The organism is Pseudomonas entomophila, from assembly GCF_023277925.1.
GTDB lineage: Bacteria > Pseudomonadota > Gammaproteobacteria > Pseudomonadales > Pseudomonadaceae > Aquipseudomonas > Aquipseudomonas entomophila_D.
This window is the reverse complement of the sequence record NZ_CP063832.1, coordinates 4,862,104-4,882,186: the sequence shown is the minus strand read 5'-3', so window position 1 is coordinate 4,882,186 and position 20,083 is coordinate 4,862,104. Positions and strand designations below refer to the sequence as shown.

The following is a 20,083-nucleotide window of genomic DNA, read 5'->3' as shown; positions in this document are numbered from 1 at the left end:
TCTTATCGACTCAAAAAAATGGATGTCTGCAAACGGCCGATTACTTCGGACGCTTGGTACCGTACTTCGAACGACCCTGGTTACGGCCTTTGACGCCCGAAGTATCCAGAGAGCCGCGAACGGTGTGGTAACGAACACCTGGCAAGTCTTTTACACGGCCGCCACGGATCAGGACGACGCTGTGCTCTTGCAGGTTGTGGCCTTCACCACCGATGTACGAGGAAACCTCGAAACCGTTGGTCAGACGCACACGGCATACTTTACGCAGTGCCGAGTTAGGTTTTTTCGGCGTGGTGGTGTACACGCGGGTGCACACGCCACGACGCTGCGGGCAGTTCTGCAGCGCAGGAACGTCGGACTTCTCGACCGAACGCTTACGCGGCTGACGTACCAGCTGGTTGATAGTTGCCATCTACTAGCTCCACTGATTGTCTTGCGACTCTATTGTCTTGCAAGAAAGCCAAAAATTGGCGAGACGGAGCCTCACCAAATTTAAGGGTACAAAAGTCTAAAGAGGATCTTGCACCCAGTCAAGACGAGGCCCCGGCCCTCCCCGCCCGATCATCGGCAACAATTCATGTCGCCGATGGTCTTGCGAGGGGCGCCGGGGCCTTGCCCTGCACTTAGTTACCGCTGGAGTTCAGCGCTTCGGTCAGTGCGGCTTCCACCTCACTGGCGCTCACACGCAGCGGCTTGTCGGCATCACGGCGACGCTTGCGCTCGCTGTGGTAGGCCAGACCAGTACCGGCCGGGATCAGACGACCCACGACCACGTTCTCTTTCAGGCCGCGCAGGTAATCGCGCTTGCCGGTTACCGCCGCTTCGGTCAGTACGCGGGTGGTTTCCTGGAAGGAAGCCGCCGAGATGAACGATTCGGTGGACAGCGAGGCCTTGGTGATACCCAGCAGCACACGGGTGTACTTCGAGATGAACTTGTCTTCGGCGGCGAGACGCTCGTTCTCGACCAGCACCTGAGTCAGTTCCATCTGGTCGCCCTTGATGAAGCTGGAGTCACCCGACTCGGCGATCTCGACCTTGCGCAGCATCTGACGCAGGATGGTCTCGATGTGCTTGTCGTTGATCTTAACGCCTTGCAGGCGGTAAACGTCCTGGATCTCGTTGACGATGTACTTCGCCAGCGCGCTCACACCCAGCAGACGCAGGATGTCGTGCGGATCGCTCGGGCCGTCGGAGATAACTTCGCCGCGGTTTACCTGTTCGCCTTCGAAGACGTTCAGGTGGCGCCACTTCGGAATCAGCTCTTCGTACGGATCGCTACCGTCGGTCGGAGTAATGACCAGACGACGCTTGCCCTTGGTCTCTTTACCGAACGCGATGGTGCCGCTGACTTCAGCCAGGATCGAGGCTTCTTTCGGACGACGCGCTTCGAACAGGTCGGCAACGCGTGGCAGACCACCGGTGATGTCACGGGTCTTCGACGTTTCTTGCGGGATACGCGCGATAACGTCACCGACACCGATCTGGGCACCGTCAGCCACACCGACAAGGGCGTTGGCCGGCAGGAAGTACTGAGCCGGTACGTCGGTACCTGGCAGGTACAGGTCCTTGCCATTGGCGTCGACCATCTTGATCGCCGGACGGATTTCCTTGCCAGCGGCAGGGCGATCCTTGACATCCATCACTTCAATGTTGGTCAGGCCGGTCAGTTCATCGGTCTGGCGCTTGATGGTGATGTTTTCTTCCATGCCCACGAAGGTCACGGTACCTTTCAGTTCGGTAACGATCGGGTGGGTGTGCGGGTCCCACTTGGCGACGATGGCGCCAGCTTCGACCTTCTCACCTTCCTTGACCGAAATCACCGCACCGTAAGGCAGCTTGTAACGCTCACGCTCACGACCGAATTCGTCGGCAATGGCCAGCTCGCCGGAACGCGATACGGCAACCAGGTTACCGTCGGCGCGCACGACCTGCTTCAGGTTGTGCAGACGCACCATACCGCCGTTCTTCACCTGGACGCTGTCGGCAGCCGAGGTACGGCTTGCAGCACCACCGATGTGGAACGTACGCATGGTCAGCTGGGTACCCGGCTCACCGATCGACTGTGCAGCGATAACGCCAACAGCCTCACCGATGTTCACCTGGTGACCGCGAGCCAGGTCGCGACCGTAGCATTTGGCGCAGATGCCATAGCGGGTTTCGCAGTTGATCGGCGAACGCACGATCACTTCGTCGATGCTGTTCAGCTCGATGAACTCGACCCACTGCTCGTCGACCAGAGTGCCGGCCGGAACGATGACGTCCTCGGTGCCTGGCTTGAACACGTCACGGGCGATGACACGACCCAGTACACGCTCACCCAGCGGCTCGACAACGTCGCCGCCTTCGATGTGCGGGGTCATCAACAGGCCCTGTTCGGTGCCACAGTCGATCTCGGTCACGACCAGATCCTGGGCAACGTCCACCAGACGGCGAGTCAGGTAACCGGAGTTCGCAGTCTTCAACGCGGTATCCGCCAGACCCTTACGAGCACCGTGGGTCGAGATGAAGTACTGCAGTACGCTCAGACCTTCACGGAAGTTCGCGGTGATCGGCGTCTCGATGATCGAGCCGTCCGGCTTGGCCATCAGGCCACGCATACCGGCCAGCTGACGGATCTGAGCCGCGGAACCACGAGCACCGGAGTCGGCCATCATGTACATCGAGTTGAAGGACTCTTGCTCGACTTCGTCGCCATTGCGGTCGATGACCTTCTCTTTCGAGAGGTTGGCCATCATCGCCTTGGAGACTTCGTCGTTCGCCTTGGACCACAAGTCGATGACCTTGTTGTACTTCTCGCCCTGGGTTACCAGGCCGGAGGCGTACTGGCTCTCGATTTCCTTCACTTCGTCGGTAGCGGTACCGATGATGCGGGCTTTCTCGTCCGGGATAACGAAGTCGTTAACACCGATCGAAACGCCGGAAATGGTCGAGTAGGCGAAACCGGTGTACATCAACTGGTCGGCGAAGATCACGGTCTCTTTCAGACCAACCACGCGGTAGCACTGGTTGATCAGCTTGGAGATCGCCTTTTTCTTCATCGGCTGGTTGACCACATCGTACGGCAGGCCTGCCGGTACAACCTGGAACAGCAGCGCGCGGCCGACAGTGGTGTCGACAATGCGGGTGTTCTTGGTGATGCTGCCATCGCGATCTTTCACGGTCTCGTTGATACGGACCTTGATTTTCGCGTGCAGGGCGGCTTCGCCGGCGCGGAATACGCGGTCGACTTCCTGCAGGTCGGCAAACACGCGACCTTCGCCCTTGGCGTTGATGGCTTCGCGGGTCATGTAGTACAGACCCAGTACAACGTCCTGCGACGGAACGATGATTGGCTCACCGTTGGCTGGCGACAGGATGTTGTTGGTCGACATCATCAGCGCGCGCGCTTCCAGCTGGGCTTCCAGCGTCAGCGGCACGTGCACAGCCATCTGGTCACCGTCGAAGTCGGCGTTGTACGCGGCGCAGACCAGAGGGTGCAGCTGGATGGCCTTACCTTCGATCAGAACCGGCTCGAACGCCTGGATACCCAGACGGTGCAGGGTCGGTGCACGGTTGAGCAGCACGGGGTGTTCGCGAATCACTTCAGCGAGAACGTCCCACACCTCTGGCAGCTCGCGCTCGACCATCTTCTTGGCAGCCTTGATGGTGGTCGCCAGACCACGCATTTCCAGCTTGCCGAAAATGAACGGCTTGAACAGCTCGAGGGCCATTTTCTTGGGGAGACCGCACTGGTGCAGACGCAGGGTCGGGCCTACGGTAATTACCGAACGGCCGGAGTAGTCCACACGCTTACCGAGCAGGTTCTGACGGAAACGACCTTGCTTACCTTTGATCATGTCAGCCAGCGACTTCAGCGGACGCTTGTTCGAGCCAGTGATGGCGCGACCGCGACGGCCGTTGTCGAGCAGGGCGTCGACCGCTTCCTGCAGCATGCGCTTTTCGTTGCGCACAATGATGTCCGGCGCCGACAGATCGAGCAGGCGCTTCAGACGGTTGTTACGGTTGATCACCCGACGATACAGGTCGTTCAGGTCGGAGGTCGCGAAGCGGCCACCATCCAGCGGTACCAGCGGACGCAGGTCCGGCGGCAGTACTGGCAGGACGGTCAGGACCATCCACTCAGGCAGGTTGCCCGAGCCCTGGAAAGCTTCCATCAGCTTCAGGCGCTTGGACAGCTTCTTGATCTTGGTTTCCGAGTTGGTCTGCGGAATCTCTTCGCGCAGGCGGCCGATCTCGTGTTCCAGGTCGATAGCGTGCAGCAGTTCGCGGACAGCCTCGGCACCCATGCGGGCGTCGAAGTCGTCACCGAACTCTTCCAGCGCTTCGAAGTACTGCTCATCGTTCAGCAGCTGGCCCTTTTCCAGGGTGGTCATACCCGGGTCGATAACGACGTAGCTCTCGAAGTAGAGCACGCGCTCGATATCACGCAGGGTCATGTCCATCAGCAGGCCGATACGGGACGGCAGCGACTTCAGGAACCAGATGTGGGCAACCGGCGAGGCCAGTTCGATGTGCGCCATGCGCTCACGACGAACCTTGGCCAGGGCGACTTCAACGCCGCACTTCTCGCAGATCACGCCACGGTGCTTCAGGCGCTTGTACTTACCGCACAGGCACTCGTAGTCCTTGACTGGGCCAAAGATCTTGGCGCAGAACAGGCCGTCACGCTCAGGCTTGAACGTACGGTAGTTGATGGTTTCCGGCTTTTTGACTTCACCGAACGACCACGAACGGATCATTTCAGGCGACGCCAGACCGATGCGGATGGCGTCGAACTCTTCGACTTGACCCTGGTTTTTCAGCAAATTCAGTAGGTCTTTCAAGGCCTTTCCTCCTGGCGGAGCAGGGAGCGGGCATTACCTGCCCCACTCCCCTTCGCGTCACGTGTTATTCGGTTTCCAGATCGATATCGATACCGAGCGAACGGATCTCTTTGATCAACACGTTGAAGGACTCGGGCATGCCCGGCTCCATACGGTGATCGCCATCCACGATGTTCTTGTACATCTTGGTACGGCCGTTCACGTCGTCCGACTTCACTGTGAGCATTTCTTGCAGGGTGTATGCCGCGCCGTATGCTTCCAGCGCCCACACTTCCATCTCCCCGAAACGCTGACCACCGAACTGCGCCTTACCACCCAGCGGCTGCTGGGTAACCAGGCTGTAGGAACCAGTGGAACGCGCGTGCATCTTGTCGTCCACCAAGTGGTTCAGCTTGAGCATGTACATGTAACCAACGGTCACAGAACGCTCGAACTTGTTGCCGGTGCGGCCGTCGAACAGCTGCATCTGGCCGCTTTCCGGCAGGTCTGCCAGCTTCAGCATGGCCTTGATCTCACGCTCCTTGGCACCGTCGAAGACTGGAGTGGCCATAGGCACGCCTTTCTTCAGGTTGTTTGCCAGAGCCATGATCTCTTCGTCGGTGAACTCTTCCAGGTTCTCCTGACGACCACCGATCTCGTTGTAGATTTCGGTGAGGAAGGTACGCAGTTCAGCGGCCTTGCGCTGCTCTTCGATCATGCGGTCGATCTTCTCGCCCAGGCCCTTGGCCGCGAGGCCCAGGTGGGTTTCGAGGATCTGACCGACGTTCATACGCGAAGGTACGCCCAGCGGGTTCAGTACGACGTCGACCGGAGTACCGTTGGCGTCGTGCGGCATGTCTTCGACCGGCATGATCACCGAGACGACACCCTTGTTACCGTGACGACCGGCCATCTTGTCACCCGGCTGGATGCGACGGCGGATTGCCAGGTAGACCTTGACGATCTTCAGCACGCCCGGTGCCAGGTCGTCGCCCTGCTGCAGCTTGCGCTTCTTGTCTTCGAACTTGTCGTCCAGCAGGCGACGGCGATCGACGATGTACTGCTGAGCCTTTTCCAGCTGCTCGTTCAGTGCATCTTCTGCCATGCGCAGCTTGAACCACTGGCCGTGCTCCAGACCGTTCAGCACGTCATCAGTGATCACGGTGCCTTTCTTCAGGCCCGCACCACCGTCGACCACCTGGCCGTTCAGGGCGGAACGCAGACGCTCGAAGGTTGCACCTTCGACGATGCGGAACTCTTCGTTGAGGTCCTTGCGGATCTCGTCCAGCTGCATCTTCTCGATGGCCAGGGCGCGGCTGTCGCGCTCTACGCCATCACGGGTGAAGACCTGTACGTCGATGACGGTGCCTTTGGTACCGGTTGGTACGCGCAGGGAGGTGTCTTTGACGTCGCTGGCCTTCTCACCGAAGATCGCGCGCAGCAGTTTTTCTTCCGGAGTCAGCTGGGTCTCGCCTTTCGGGGTGACCTTGCCGACCAGGATGTCGCCAGCGCCGACTTCGGCACCCACGTAAACGATACCGGCTTCGTCCAGCTTGTTCAGCGCAGCTTCACCCACGTTCGGGATATCCGCGGTGATTTCTTCTGGGCCAAGCTTGGTGTCACGGGCCACACAGGTCAGCTCCTGAATGTGGATCGTGGTGAAACGGTCTTCCTGGACCACACGCTCGGACAGGCAGATGGAGTCTTCGAAGTTGAAGCCGTTCCACGCCATGAACGCGATGCGCATGTTCTGGCCCAGTGCCAGCTCACCCATGTCGGTGGACGGACCGTCAGCCATGATGTCGCCACGCGCGACCACATCACCTTTGCTTACCAGCGGACGCTGGTTGATGCAGGTGTTCTGGTTCGAGCGGGTGTACTTGGTGAGGTTGTAGATATCCACACCAGCTTCACCGGTTTCGACTTCGTCGTCAGCCACGCGTACGACGATACGGCTGGCGTCAACCGAGTCGATCACACCACCGCGGCGAGCAACCACGCAGACACCAGAGTCACGGGCGACGTTGCGCTCCATGCCGGTACCCACCAGCGGCTTGTCGGCGCGCAGGGTTGGTACAGCCTGACGCTGCATGTTCGAACCCATCAACGCACGGTTGGCGTCGTCGTGCTCGAGGAACGGAATCAGCGACGCTGCGACCGAGACTACCTGCTTCGGCGAAACGTCCATCAGGGTGACGTCTTCCGGCGCCTTGACGGTGAATTCGTTCAGGTGACGAACGGCTACCAGCTCGTCGATCAGCTGCTTCTTCTCGTTCATTGCGGCCGAAGCCTGTGCAATGACGTGATCCGCTTCTTCGATCGCCGACAGGAACACGATGTCGTCGCTGACCACACCCTCTTTCACCACGCGGTACGGGCTTTCCAGGAAGCCGTACTGGTTGGTGCGGGCATAAGCGGCCAGGGAGTTGATCAGACCGATGTTCGGGCCTTCCGGCGTTTCGATCGGGCACACACGGCCGTAGTGGGTCGGGTGTACGTCACGGACTTCGAAGCCTGCGCGCTCACGGGTCAGACCACCAGGGCCGAGTGCGGAGACACGGCGCTTGTGAGTGATCTCGGAGAGCGGGTTGTTCTGGTCCATGAACTGCGAGAGCTGGCTGGAACCGAAGAACTCTTTCACCGCCGCCGCTACTGGCTTGGCGTTGATCAGGTCCTGAGGCATCAGGCCTTCGCTTTCAGCCATCGACAGACGCTCTTTGACCGCGCGCTCTACACGCACCAGGCCAACACGGAACTGGTTCTCGGCCATCTCGCCGACGCAACGGACGCGACGGTTACCCAGGTGGTCGATGTCGTCGACAATGCCTTTGCCGTTACGGATATCGACCAGGGTCTTCAGGACCTCGACGATGTCTTCCTTGCTCAGCACGCCCGAACCTTCGATCTCGGTACGACCGATACGACGGTTGAACTTCATGCGACCGACAGCGGACAGGTCGTAACGCTCGGCGCTGAAGAACAGGTTGTTGAACAGGGTCTCGGCGGCGTCCTTGGTTGGCGGCTCGCCTGGACGCATCATGCGGTAGATCTCGACCAGCGCTTCCAGTTGGTTGCTGGTGGTATCGATCTTCAGGGTGTCCGAAATGAACGGACCGCAATCGATGTCGTTGGTGTACAGCGTCTCGATGCGAACGACCTGGGCCTTGGCGATCTTGACCAGCAGATCAGTGGTCAGCTCGGTGTTGCATTCGGCCAGGATCTCACCGGTAGCCGGGTGCACGATCGCCTTGGCGGTGGTGCGGCCCAGTACGTACTCCAGCGGAACGTCCAGCTCTTTCACGCCAGCTTTTTCCAGCTGGTTGATGTGGCGCGCGGTAATACGGCGGCCCTGCTCGACGATGACCTTGCCGCTGCCGTCATGGATGTCCATGACCGCGACTTCACCACGCAGGCGCTGTGGCACCAGTTCCAGGCTGAGTTTCTCGCCGGACAGGTGGAACACGTTGGTGGTGTAGAAGGTGTTGAGTACTTCTTCAGTGCTGTAACCCAGGGCACGCAGCAGTACCGAGGCCGGCAGTTTGCGGCGACGGTCGATACGCACGAATACGCAGTCCTTCGGGTCGAACTCGAAGTCCAGCCAGGAACCGCGGTAAGGGATGATGCGTGCGGAGTACAGCAGCTTGCCGGAGCTGTGGGTCTTGCCACGGTCGTGGTCGAAGAACACACCCGGCGAACGGTGCAGCTGAGATACGATTACACGCTCGGTACCGTTGATAACGAAGGTACCGTTTTCAGTCATCAGGGGGATTTCACCCATGTAGACTTCTTGCTCTTTGATGTCCTTGATCGCTTTGTTCGACGATTCCTTGTCGAAGATGATCAGGCGCACCTTCACCCGCAGCGGGACCGCAAAGGTCACACCGCGCAGGACACATTCCTTCACATCGAAGGCCGGCTCGCCCAGGCGATAGCCGACGTACTCCAGGGCAGCATTGCCGGAGTAGCTGATGATCGGGAATACCGATTTGAAGGCCGCATGCAGACCGACGTCGCGGAACTGATCCTTGGATGCTCCCGCCTGCAGGAATTCGCGATACGAATCCAGCTGGATGGCCAGGAGGTAAGGCACATCCATGACGTCCGGCAACTTGCTAAAGTCCTTGCGGATACGTTTTTTCTCAGTGTATGAGTAAGCCATCAGCATTCCCCAGCTTGGTCACCTGCTTGTTTGGCATCTCCCGGCGGGAGCAGCCAGAAAATCGTGCAAACCCCTTGGTTTGCGCCACCGTCTTGGTGGTTGCCGCTCGTTATCGGGGCCGACCTGATCGGCCACCAATAACGGAAAAAGGCCGGTGGCATAAGCCACCAGCCATCAGCCCTTCGCTTAACGCTCGGACTGGAGTCGCAAAGTCGAAATTACTTCAGCTCGACTTTAGCGCCTGCTTCTTCCAGCTTCTTCTTCGCGTCTTCAGCGGCTTCTTTCGAAACGCCTTCAGCGATAACCTGAGGAGCGCCGTCGACTTTCTCTTTGGCTTCTTTCAGGCCCAGACCAGTCAGTTCACGAACTGCCTTGATCACGTTGACCTTCTTGTCGCCAGCTTCGGTCAGAACGACGTTGAACTCGGTTTGCTCTTCAGCAGCAGCAGCGGCAACAGCTGGGCCAGCGGCAACAGCGGCAGCAGCGGTAACGCCGAAGGTTTCTTCCATCGCTTTGATCAGCTCAACAATTTCCAGAACGGTTTTCTGGCCGATTGCTTCGATGATTTGCTCGTTAGTCAGAGACATGACTTAAATCCTGTATTGGGGTGACAGCCTACGCAGCCATCAAATTAAACATATGATTTTGAAAGGGTTGCGCGTGCCTTAGGCAGCAGCAGCTTCTTTCTGGTCGCGCAGAGCTGCCAGAGTGCGAGCCAGCTTGCTGGTTGCACCTTGGATTACGCTCATCAGCTGTGCGATAGCCTCGTCGCGAGTTGGCAGGGTTGCCAGCACGTCGATCTGGTTAGCGGCAAGGAACTTGCCGTCAAACGCAGCTGCCTTGATCTCGAACTTGTCCTGACCCTTGGCGAACTCTTTGAACAGACGAGCAGCGGCGCCCGGGTGTTCGTTGGAGAAAGCAATCAGGGTCGGGCCTTTGAACGCGTCGTTGAGGATCGAGAATTCGGTGCCTTCAACAGCGCGCTTGAGCAGGGTGTTACGTACGACACGTACGTATACGCCAGCTTCGCGGGCCTCTTTACGGAGTCCGGTCATTGCGCCTACAGTCACACCACGGGCATCAGCCACGACAGCGGACAGAGCGACTTTGGCAGCCTCGTTGACTTCAGCGACGATGGCCTTCTTGTCTTCGAGTTTAATTGCCACGGGTTTACTCCTGGTTTCTACCGTTTCATCTGGCCGGAGCCGGATGTCGTTTTGGTGTCTGATTCGCGAACGAATCGGGAGCACCATCTGCGTAGGCTTGAGGTTTAAGGCTTGCGCCGCCTACGGTCTTGGATAGCCCCCGCCAGGCAGGGACCCCAATTTTCAGCAGCCGGTGCGACTAGGTCGCACCGGCCGAGCATTACACGTTCAGCGAGCTCTGATCGATGATCAGACCTGGGCCCATGGTGGTGCTCAGGGTAACGCGCTTGACGTAGATACCTTTCGAGGAAGCTGGCTTGATACGCTTCAGATCAGCGATCAGGGCTTCAACGTTTTCCTTCAGCTTGCCAGCTTCGAAGCCAACCTTGCCAACGGAGGTGTGGATGATACCGTTCTTGTCGGTACGGTAGCGAACCTGACCGGCCTTGGCGTTTTTCACGGCAGTGGCTACGTCTGGAGTAACGGTACCGACTTTCGGGTTAGGCATCAGGCCGCGAGGACCGAGAACCTGACCCAGCTGACCTACAACGCGCATTGCATCAGGCGATGCGATGACGACGTCATAGTTCAGGTCGCCGCCTTTCATTTCGGCAGCCAGATCGTCCATGCCTACACGGTCAGCGCCGGCAGCCAGAGCGGCTTCAGCAGCTGGACCCTGGGTGAAGACGGCAACACGTACGGTCTTGCCAGTGCCGTGTGGCAGCACGGTAGCGCTACGAACGACCTGGTCGGATTTACGCGGGTCAACACCGAGGTTAACGGCGATGTCGTAGGACTCTACGAACTTGGCAGTCGGCAGCGAAGCCAGCAGGGTTGCAGCTTCTTCGAAGTTGTAGGCCTTGCCTGCTTCGATTTTTTCGGCGATTGCCTTTTGACGCTTGGTCAGCTTAGCCATTACACACCCTCCACGTTCAGGCCCATGCTGCGGGCAGAGCCAGCGATGGTGCGTACAGCTGCGTCCAGGTCAGCGGCGGTCAGGTCAGCCTGCTTAGTCTTGGCGATATCTTCCAGCTGAGCACGGGTAACAGTACCGACCTTGACGGTGTTCGGGCGAGCCGAACCGCTGGTCAGACCAGCAGCTTTCTTCAGCAGAACCGAAGCAGGGGTGCTCTTGGTTTCGAAGGTGAAGCTACGGTCACTGTAGACAGTGATGATCACTGGAGTCGGCAGACCTGGCTCTTGACCCTGAGTACGGGCGTTGAAGGCCTTGCAGAATTCCATGATGTTCACACCGTGTTGACCCAGTGCTGGACCAACGGGTGGGCTTGGGTTGGCCTGGCCGGCCTTTACTTGCAGCTTGATGTAAGCCTGAATCTTCTTAGCCATGAGCTACTCCAAAATCGGGTACGAACGCCAGATGGCTCCCCGGATGACTTGCGTTTTATCCCAGTGACGACAAAACCCCGCAGCACATAGGGCTGCGGGGTATGGGATGCTGCGTTCCGCTAGACCTTCTCGACCTGGCTGAACTCGAGCTCCACCGGAGTAGAGCGACCGAAAATGAGCACCGCAACCTGCAGGCGACTCTTTTCGTAGTTAACCTCTTCGACACTACCGTTAAAGTCGGCGAACGGACCGTCAATGACGCGAACCACTTCACCCGGCTCGAACAGTGTCTTCGGCTTCGGCTTGTCACTGCCGTCGGCTACGCGACGCAGGATGGCCTCTGCCTCTTTATCGGTGATCGGCGCAGGCTTGTCTGCGGTACCACCAATGAAACCCATGACCCGAGGAGTATCCTTGACAAGGTGCCAAGTCCCTTCATTCATTTCCATCTGGACCAATACATAGCCAGGGAAGAATTTTCGCTCGCTCTTGCGCTTCTGGCCGTTGCGCATTTCGACAACTTCTTCGGTCGGGACCAGGATCTCGCCGAATTCGTCTTCCATGCCAGCCAGCTTGACACGCTCGATCAGGGAGCGCATGACATGCTTCTCGTAACCCGAGTAAGCATGAACAACATACCAACGCTTAGCCACGAGACACCCTTAGCCAACGATCAAGGAGACCAACCAGCCGAGCAGGGAGTCGAGCCCCCACAGCAGCAGCGCCATAACCAGGACTACAGCCACGACAATCAGCGTGGTCTGAGTGGTTTCTTGGCGAGTTGGCCACACGACTTTACGGATCTCGGTACGAGCTTCCTTCGCCAGCGCAAAGAACGACTTGCCTTTGGCGGTCTGCAAGGCAACGAAGCCAGCGACTGCAGCCAAAGCGAGCAGAACGAGCACGCGATACAGGATCGGGGAGGCGGAGTAATACTGATTACCCACAACACCTACGACTACCAATGCAACAACAGCCAGCCACTTGAACAGATCAAAACGCGATTCTTGGGCTTCAGTTTTGGGAGTCATCGAGGAGGATCCTGTGAGAAGAAAGCCAATCACACCGAGGTGAATGGCAGGTCAGGAGGGAATCGAACCCCCAACCTACGGTTTTGGAGACCGTCGCTCTGCCAATTGAGCTACTGACCTATAACGCTGTATCAGGCCGGCAATTATACCGGCCTGATCATTTAAATCAACTACTTATTCAATAATTTTTGCTACGACGCCGGCGCCGACGGTACGACCGCCTTCACGGATGGCGAAGCGCAGACCGTCTTCCATTGCGATGGTCTTGATCAGGGTGACAGTCATCTGAATGTTGTCACCTGGCATTACCATCTCAACGCCTTCCGGCAGTTCGCAGTTACCGGTCACGTCAGTGGTACGGAAGTAGAACTGAGGACGGTAGCCTTTGAAGAACGGAGTGTGACGGCCGCCTTCTTCCTTCGACAGGACGTAGACTTCTGCGGTGAACTTGGTGTGCGGCTTGACCGAACCTGGCTTGACCAGAACCTGGCCACGCTCAACGTCGTCACGCTTGGTACCACGCAGCAGGACGCCGCAGTTCTCGCCAGCACGACCTTCGTCCAGCAGCTTGCGGAACATCTCAACGCCGGTGCAGGTGGTGGTGGTGGTGTCACGCAGACCAACGATTTCCAGCGGGTCTTGAACGCGGACGATACCACGCTCGATACGACCGGTAACAACGGTACCACGACCCGAGATCGAGAATACGTCTTCGATCGGCATCAGGAACGGCTGGTCGATGGCACGAACTGGCTCAGGGATGTAGGCATCCAGAGTTTCTACCAGCTTCTTGACAGCGGTAGTGCCCATTTCGTTGTCGTCTTTGCCTTCCAGGGCCATACGAGCCGAACCGATGATGATCGGAGTGTCGTCGCCTGGGAAGTCGTAGGTGGACAGCAGGTCGCGAACTTCCATCTCGACCAGCTCCAGCAGCTCAGCGTCGTCTACCAGGTCAGCCTTGTTCAGGAAGACCACGATGTACGGAACGCCAACCTGACGGGACAGCAGGATGTGCTCACGGGTTTGTGGCATCGGACCATCGGCGGCCGAGCAAACCAGGATCGCGCCGTCCATCTGGGCAGCACCGGTGATCATGTTCTTCACGTAGTCAGCGTGACCTGGGCAGTCAACGTGAGCGTAGTGACGAATGTTCGAGTTGTACTCGACGTGAGCGGTGTTGATGGTGATACCGCGCGCTTTTTCTTCTGGAGCCGAGTCGATCTTGTCGAACTCAACGACGGCCGAACCGAAAACTTCGGAGCAGACGCGAGTCAGCGCTGCAGTCAGAGTGGTCTTACCGTGATCAACGTGGCCGATGGTGCCGACGTTAACGTGAGGTAGGGAACGATCAAACTTTTCCTTAGCCATCGATACAATCCTCCGCAGAAGAAATAGATATACCGCTGATAAAACAAAGGCAGATATTTTCATATCTGCCTTGTTTATATGGAGCTCTTGAGCGGACTTGAACCGCTGACCTCACCCTTACCAAGGGTGTGCTCTACCAACTGAGCTACAAGAGCGAAACACCTTGCGCAACAACAGCAAACTTGGAGCGGGTAGCGGGAATCGAACCCGCATCATCAGCTTGGAAGGCTGAGGTTCTACCACTAAACTATACCCGCGGAGCTTGCGGCTCTCGCTAAAACTGGTGGAGGGAGAAGGATTCGAACCTTCGAAGCTCTCGCAACGGATTTACAGTCCGTCCCCTTTGACCGCTCGGGAATCCCTCCAGATGTGGCCGGCATTCTATTTGCCCGCCGCCTCAGTGTCAAGCTTTTTTTCAGATTTTTTCAATCAAATCTGAAACTTAGCTACTTTGACACCGCTTCCAGCTCTACCACCTCAGTGGTGTTCCCTGTGAAGCGGGCGCCATTCTATCAAGCTAATCAGCAGTTGCAATACCCTCGCACAAAATAATTTTGTGTTTTAAGTCTTTGAAATCCTTGGAAAGAGCCGCCAGTACCGCTTGATCCAGCAAACGCTCGCTCTCCGGTGCGACTTTGAGCCAGAAACCTTCCGCACCAGGCAGCTGCCCAGCAAGCGGCTGCGCGGAAATATCCAGGCTCAACAGGCGCTGGCGCAGCATATCCAGTTGCTCACGAGCAGGCATCCCCCCCACTACCAGGCACTCATCGCGACGCCGAGCCGGCGTCGCGGCACCAGTCTCACGCAGCAGGCGTATCTCCTGCTGGGAACCCTTGTACAAAGACAGTGGGGCGACCTCCTTGGCCTTCAAAGGAGCTTCCTGCTGATGCCAGACGTAATAAAAGACGTTCAACACGACCAACAGCAGAAACAACCAGCGCATAGTCACCTCAACTCAACGGGCAGGCGATGGCCAAGCCGACAAATACCAGGTCCGGGACAATTCGCGCCTGGGGCACAGCCTCGCGCACCAGGGGCGCATCACCTCCAGTAAGGAAAACTGTAAAGCCTTCCCCCAGAAGCGCACCTGCTTGCTCCACCTGCGTACGAGCAAAGCCCTGGAGCATCAATACACAACCGCGCTCTACCGCCTCGACCGTCGAGCGGCCTGGCTCGAGGCTGTTCAGCGCACGCTCGGCGGAAGCATCGTCATAGCGAATGCGGCGGGTATGAGTACGCAACTGGCTGCGCATCAATGGCATGCCAGGGCAGATGTATCCCCCCAAGTGCTCACCATCAGCAGCAATGAAGTCGGCCTTGGCCGCAGTTCCGAAATCGATTACCAGGCAAGCACCTTTCGCCAGGTGATAGGCCCCCAAAGCACCGAGCCAGCGGTCCATACCCAAGCGCTGGTAATCCTCATAGCCGTTGCGTACGCCGGCCATTTCCTTTACCGGCTGTGCCACGCACACCTCTATTGCGAAAGCCCCCTGGAGCAATGTGCACAAGGAAGATGTCTCCTCCTCACTGCGCACACTGACCATTCGGCAACCGGCAAGATGTAACGCCGGTAACGCAGCAACCGCTGCCAATAGCGCCTGATCGGAGTCGACGACGCCGCCTCCGGCAATCGTGGCATCCGCAACATGGATGACACGCCACTTTATAAAGCTGTTTCCACAGTCGAGCTCAAGAATCATCACGCAACCTCAGGCTGAGCTCACCACCGCTGTAGCTCTTTTCCACACCATCTACATCAAGACGCAACCCGCCCTGGCCGTCCACTCCGAGCACCACCCCGTCGATCCGGGTATTGCCCGCCACGAGCGAAACTTTCCGCCCCTGCCATAAGTGCGCCTGCTCCCACTCCTCCTGGAATACCGCAAAACCATACCGACGATGACGAGCCAGCTCATGCTGCAACTGCTGGGAGAGCAAAGCGACCAGGTGGTTACGATCGATTACCTTGCCCATCTGCGTCCGCATCGAGGCCCAGGCCTGATCGACCTGGTCATTGCTCTGCATGTTCACATTGATACCGATACCCAGCACGACATGGCAGACATCTGCGGGATCACCCACCAGCTCGAGCAGAATGCCAGTGATTTTCTTACCGCTGGCCAACACATCATTGGGCCACTTGAGCCCCACGTCCTGAAGCCCAAAGGCCTGCAGAGTACGCATGACGGCCAACCCCACGACCAGACTCAACCCTTCCAGCTGACGCATACCACCTTCGACGCGCAGCACCACGCTGTAATAGAGGTTTTCTGCGAATGGACTGACCCATTGCCGACCACGGCGCCCGCGCCCGGCGCGCTGACGCTCCGCCAGCACCACGAACGGAGCGCTTTGCCCGGCAGCGACAAGCCGCAACCCTTCTGCATTGGTCGAGTCGATATCCCTATGTATGAACAGCGGCCACTGTTCTCCTTGCGAAAAGCCAGCAATTGCCTGTTCTTCCAGCAAGTTCAGCGGAGAAGCCAGTTGATAGCCACGCCCACGAACCTTGTGTACGGTCAGGTTCAGATCGCCCTCGAGGTGCTGCAGCTGCTTCCACACGGCGCTGCGACTCACTCCGAGGGCAGCCCCCAGAGCCTCGCCAGAATGGAACCGGCCATCCTTGAGAAGATTCAACAACTTCAGCATGCCAGTCTCGATTTTAAATAAGGCTGGCATGATAGCTATGGGTAGTAGGCTTGCATAGGAAAAGGGGCCCATCGGGTTACCCCCGTAGGAGCCGGCGTTGCCGGCGAAGGGCGCGCGGCGGTGCCGGTGTTCGCCGGCATGCCGGCGCCTACAGGGGGCTGCGTTTCGATCGCGCAAAGACAAAACCCCTACCTGCTCGCGCAGATAGGGGTTTTGCGAAATGAATCTTGACGATGACCTACTCTCACATGGGGAAACCCCACACTACCATCGGCGATGCATCGTTTCACTGCTGAGTTCGGGATGGGATCAGGTGGTTCCAATGCTCTATGGTCGTCAAGAAATTCTGTTGCCAGAAGATCCAGATGGATACTCCAGCCAATTCGGATATGTGATCTTGTGGTTCGTCGCGAACTTTCGGTTCGTTTCGTCTTCACCACCGCAATTCGCATGAGCAAATTGCTTGGGTGTTATATGGTCAAGCCTCACGGGCAATTAGTATTGGTTAGCTCAACGCCTCACAGCGCTTACACACCCAACCTATCAACGTCGTAGTCTTCGACGGCCCTTCAGGGAGCTCAAGGCTCCAGTGAGATCTCATCTTGAGGCAAGTTTCCCGCTTAGATGCTTTCAGCGGTTATCTCTTCCGAACATAGCTACCCGGCAATGCCACTGGCGTGACAACCGGAACACCAGAGGTTCGTCCACTCCGGTCCTCTCGTACTAGGAGCAGCCCCTCTCAAATCTCAAACGTCCACGGCAGATAGGGACCGAACTGTCTCACGACGTTCTAAACCCAGCTCGCGTACCACTTTAAATGGCGAACAGCCATACCCTTGGGACCGGCTTCAGCCCCAGGATGTGATGAGCCGACATCGAGGTGCCAAACACCGCCGTCGATATGAACTCTTGGGCGGTATCAGCCTGTTATCCCCGGAGTACCTTTTATCCGTTGAGCGATGGCCCTTCCATACAGAACCACCGGATCACTAAGACCTACTTTCGTACCTGCTCGACGTGTTTGTCTCGCAGTCAAGCGCGCTTTTGCCTTTATACTCTACGACCGATTTCCGACCGGTCTGAGCGCACCTTCGTACTCCTCCGTTACTCTTTGGGAGGAGACCGCCCCAGTCAAACTACCCACCATACACTGTCCTCGATCCGGATAACGGACCTGAGTTAGAACCTCAAGGTTGCCAGGGTGGTATTTCAAGGATGGCTCCATGAGAACTGGCGTCCCCACTTCAAAGCCTCCCACCTATCCTACACAAGCAAGCTCAAAGTCCAGTGCAAAGCTATAGTAAAGGTTCACGGGGTCTTTCCGTCTAGCCGCGGATACACTGCATCTTCACAGCGATTTCAATTTCACTGAGTCTCGGGTGGAGACAGCGCCGCCATCGTTACGCCATTCGTGCAGGTCGGAACTTACCCGACAAGGAATTTCGCTACCTTAGGACCGTTATAGTTACGGCCGCCGTTTACCGGGGCTTCGATCAAGAGCTTCGCTTGCGCTAACCCCATCAATTAACCTTCCGGCACCGGGCAGGCGTCACACCCTATACGTCCACTTTCGTGTTTGCAGAGTGCTGTGTTTTTAATAAACAGTCGCAGCGGCCTGGTATCTTCGACCGGCGTGGGCTTACGCAGCAAGTGCTTCACCCTCACCGGCGCACCTTCTCCCGAAGTTACGGTGCCATTTTGCCTAGTTCCTTCACCCGAGTTCTCTCAAGCGCCTTGGTATTCTCTACCTAACCACCTGTGTCGGTTTGGGGTACGGTTCCCAGTTATCTGAAGCTTAGGAGCTTTTCTTGGAAGCATGGCATCAACCACTTCGCGCTCTAATGAGCACTCGTCATCAGCTCTCGGCCTTGAAATCCCGGATTTGCCTAAGATTTCAGCCTACCACCTTAAACTTGGACAACCAACGCCAAGCTGGCCTAGCCTTCTCCGTCCCTCCATCGCAATAACTGGAAGTACAGGAATATTAACCTGTTTTCCATCGACTACGCTTTTCAGCCTCGCCTTAGGGACCGACTAACCCTGCGTCGATTAACGTTGCGCAGGAAACCTTGGTCTTTCGGCGTGCGAGTTTTTCACTCGCATTGTCGTTACTCATGTCAGCATTCGCACTTCTGATACCTCCAGCAAGCTTCTCAACTCACCTTCACAGGCTTACAGAACGCTCCTCTACCGCATCACCAAAGGTGATACCCGTAGCTTCGGTGCATGGTTTGAGCCCCGTTACATCTTCCGCGCAGGCCGACTCGACTAGTGAGCTATTACGCTTTCTTTAAAGGGTGGCTGCTTCTAAGCCAACCTCCTAGCTGTCTAAGCCTTCCCACATCGTTTCCCACTTAACCATGACTTTGGGACCTTAGCTGACGGTCTGGGTTGTTTCCCTTTTCACGACGGACGTTAGCACCCGCCGTGTGTCTCCCATGCTCGGCACTTGTAGGTATTCGGAGTTTGCATCGGTTTGGTAAGTCGGGATGACCCCCTAGCCGAAACAGTGCTCTACCCCCTACAGTGATACATGAGGCGCTACCTAAATAGCTTTCGAGGAGAACCAGCTATCTCCGAGCTTGATTAGCCTTTCACTCCGATCCACAGGTCATCCGCTAACTTTTCAACGGTAGTCGGTTCGGTCCTCCAGTCAGTGTTACCTAACCTTCAACCTGCCCATGGATAGATCGCCCGGTTTCGGGTCTATACCCAGCGACTAAAGCGCCCTATTAAGACTCGCTTTCGCTACGCCTCCCCTATTCGGTTAAGCTCGCCACTGAATATAAGTCGCTGACCCATTATACAAAAGGTACGCAGTCACCTAACAAAGTAGGCTCCCACTGCTTGTACGCATACGGTTTCAGGTTCTATTTCACTCCCCTCTCCGGGGTTCTTTTCGCCTTTCCCTCACGGTACTGGTTCACTATCGGTCAGTCAGTAGTATTTAGCCTTGGAGGATGGTCCCCCCATGTTCAGACAAAGTTTCTCGTGCTCCGTCCTACTCGATTTCACTGGCAAGAGATTTTCGTGTACGGGGCTATCACCCACTATGGCCGCACTTTCCAGAGCGTTCCACTAATCTCAAACCAGCTTAAGGGCTGGTCCCCGTTCGCTCGCCACTACTAAGGGAATCTCGGTTGATTTCTTTTCCTCAGGGTACTTAGATGTTTCAGTTCCCCTGGTTCGCCTCTTGCACCTATGTATTCAGTACAAGATACTCAGCTTATGCTGAGTGGGTTCCCCCATTCAGAGATCTCTGGATCACAGTCTGTTTGCCGACTCCCCAAAGCTTATCGCAGGCTACCACGTCTTTCATCGCCTCTGACTGCCAAGGCATCCACCGTATGCGCTTCTTCACTTGACCATATAACCCCAAGCAATCTGGTTATACTGTGAAGACGACATTCGCCGAAAATTCGCACGTCGCTCTTTCGAGCAGAACTCACAAATTTTACCTTAGCCTGATCCACCCGCAGTGAAACGGGTGTTCAGTCTATTTCTATCACATATCCGAATTTTTAAAGAACGATCTGACAAAAGTCAGAAATCAGCATTCATCAACGAATGCTCATTTCTAAG

Annotated in this window: 13 protein-coding genes, 4 tRNA genes and 2 rRNA genes; all 19 read right to left on the bottom strand. The window is 57.1% G+C overall.

What is annotated here, in order from left to right:
* Positions 1–40 precede the first annotated feature (40 nt).
* A complete protein-coding gene (gene rpsL / locus IM733_RS21670) occupies positions 41–412 on the bottom strand; it encodes a 30S ribosomal protein S12 (RefSeq protein ID WP_003255492.1) in 372 nt (123 codons plus the stop codon).
* A 211-nt stretch (positions 413–623) separates the two neighbouring features.
* Entirely contained in the window at positions 624–4,823 is a 4,200-nt protein-coding gene (rpoC, locus tag IM733_RS21665; RefSeq protein ID WP_011531885.1) for a DNA-directed RNA polymerase subunit beta', read from the bottom strand.
* Between the two features lie 64 nt (positions 4,824–4,887).
* Positions 4,888–8,961 (bottom strand): DNA-directed RNA polymerase subunit beta, encoded by a 4,074-nt coding sequence (rpoB, locus tag IM733_RS21660; protein WP_213659330.1) that lies wholly within the window; start codon positions 8,959–8,961, stop codon positions 4,888–4,890.
* A 218-nt stretch (positions 8,962–9,179) separates the two neighbouring features.
* A complete protein-coding gene (rplL, locus tag IM733_RS21655; protein WP_011531883.1) occupies positions 9,180–9,548 on the bottom strand; it encodes a 50S ribosomal protein L7/L12 in 369 nt (122 codons plus the stop codon).
* A 78-nt stretch (positions 9,549–9,626) separates the two neighbouring features.
* Positions 9,627–10,127, bottom strand: a complete 501-nt coding sequence (gene rplJ, locus IM733_RS21650) for a 50S ribosomal protein L10 (protein WP_003257082.1) — start codon at positions 10,125–10,127, stop codon at positions 9,627–9,629.
* 199 nt (positions 10,128–10,326) lie between these two features.
* Positions 10,327–11,022, bottom strand: coding sequence for a 50S ribosomal protein L1 (rplA, locus tag IM733_RS21645; protein WP_011531882.1), 696 nt, complete (start codon positions 11,020–11,022; stop codon positions 10,327–10,329).
* Positions 11,022–11,453: a 50S ribosomal protein L11 gene (rplK, locus tag IM733_RS21640; protein WP_248918419.1), complete on the bottom strand. Its 432-nt coding sequence runs from the start codon at positions 11,451–11,453 to the stop codon at positions 11,022–11,024. The genes rplA and rplK overlap by 1 nt, the downstream gene beginning before the upstream one ends.
* 119 nt (positions 11,454–11,572) lie before the next feature.
* Positions 11,573–12,106: a transcription termination/antitermination protein NusG gene (gene nusG, locus IM733_RS21635; protein ID WP_011531880.1), complete on the bottom strand. Its 534-nt coding sequence runs from the start codon at positions 12,104–12,106 to the stop codon at positions 11,573–11,575.
* 9 nt (positions 12,107–12,115) lie between these two features.
* On the bottom strand, positions 12,116–12,484 hold the full coding sequence (gene secE, locus IM733_RS21630; RefSeq protein WP_011531879.1) for a preprotein translocase subunit SecE: 369 nt from the start codon (positions 12,482–12,484) through the stop codon (positions 12,116–12,118).
* Positions 12,485–12,528: 44 nt separating this feature from the next.
* Positions 12,529–12,604: transfer RNA gene (locus IM733_RS21625), tRNA-Trp, on the bottom strand.
* A gap of 54 nt (positions 12,605–12,658) precedes the next feature.
* Positions 12,659–13,852 (bottom strand): elongation factor Tu, encoded by a 1,194-nt coding sequence (gene tuf, locus IM733_RS21620; RefSeq protein WP_010951775.1) that lies wholly within the window; start codon positions 13,850–13,852, stop codon positions 12,659–12,661.
* Positions 13,853–13,931: 79 nt separating this feature from the next.
* Positions 13,932–14,007: transfer RNA gene (locus IM733_RS21615), tRNA-Thr, on the bottom strand.
* 28 nt (positions 14,008–14,035) lie between these two features.
* Positions 14,036–14,109: transfer RNA gene (locus IM733_RS21610), tRNA-Gly, on the bottom strand.
* Between the two features lie 24 nt (positions 14,110–14,133).
* Positions 14,134–14,217 (bottom strand) — tRNA-Tyr (locus tag IM733_RS21605).
* Between the two features lie 152 nt (positions 14,218–14,369).
* A complete protein-coding gene (locus IM733_RS21600; RefSeq protein WP_248918418.1) occupies positions 14,370–14,795 on the bottom strand; it encodes a hypothetical protein in 426 nt (141 codons plus the stop codon).
* A 7-nt stretch (positions 14,796–14,802) separates the two neighbouring features.
* Positions 14,803–15,552: a pantothenate kinase gene (locus tag IM733_RS21595; protein ID WP_248918417.1), complete on the bottom strand. Its 750-nt coding sequence runs from the start codon at positions 15,550–15,552 to the stop codon at positions 14,803–14,805.
* Positions 15,542–16,501, bottom strand: a complete 960-nt coding sequence (birA, locus tag IM733_RS21590; RefSeq protein WP_248918416.1) for a bifunctional biotin--[acetyl-CoA-carboxylase] ligase/biotin operon repressor BirA — start codon at positions 16,499–16,501, stop codon at positions 15,542–15,544. The genes IM733_RS21595 and birA overlap by 11 nt, the downstream gene beginning before the upstream one ends.
* A gap of 225 nt (positions 16,502–16,726) precedes the next feature.
* Positions 16,727–16,842 (bottom strand): 5S ribosomal RNA (rrf, locus tag IM733_RS21585).
* Positions 16,843–16,975: 133 nt separating this feature from the next.
* Positions 16,976–19,868 (bottom strand): 23S ribosomal RNA (locus IM733_RS21580).
* Positions 19,869–20,083: the final 215 nt, after the last annotated feature.

Bases quoted from the DNA above. Each gene is read 5' to 3' on its own strand.
- rpsL (WP_003255492.1), bottom strand. From the start codon at position 412: ATGGCAACTATCAACCAGCTGGTACGTCAGCCGCGTAAGCGTTCGGTC.
- rpoB (WP_213659330.1), bottom strand. From the start codon at position 8,961: ATGGCTTACTCATACACTGAGAAAAAACGTATCCGCAAGGACTTTAGC.
- rplL (WP_011531883.1), bottom strand. From the start codon at position 9,548: ATGTCTCTGACTAACGAGCAAATCATCGAAGCAATCGGCCAGAAAACC.
- rplA (WP_011531882.1), bottom strand. From the start codon at position 11,022: ATGGCTAAGCTGACCAAGCGTCAAAAGGCAATCGCCGAAAAAATCGAA.
- rplK (WP_248918419.1), bottom strand. From the start codon at position 11,453: ATGGCTAAGAAGATTCAGGCTTACATCAAGCTGCAAGTAAAGGCCGGC.
- secE (WP_011531879.1), bottom strand. From the start codon at position 12,484: ATGACTCCCAAAACTGAAGCCCAAGAATCGCGTTTTGATCTGTTCAAG.
- tuf (WP_010951775.1), bottom strand. From the start codon at position 13,852: ATGGCTAAGGAAAAGTTTGATCGTTCCCTACCTCACGTTAACGTCGGC.
- IM733_RS21600 (WP_248918418.1), bottom strand. From the start codon at position 14,795: ATGCGCTGGTTGTTTCTGCTGTTGGTCGTGTTGAACGTCTTTTATTAC.
- IM733_RS21595 (WP_248918417.1), bottom strand. From the start codon at position 15,552: ATGATTCTTGAGCTCGACTGTGGAAACAGCTTTATAAAGTGGCGTGTC.
- birA (WP_248918416.1), bottom strand. From the start codon at position 16,501: ATGCTGAAGTTGTTGAATCTTCTCAAGGATGGCCGGTTCCATTCTGGC.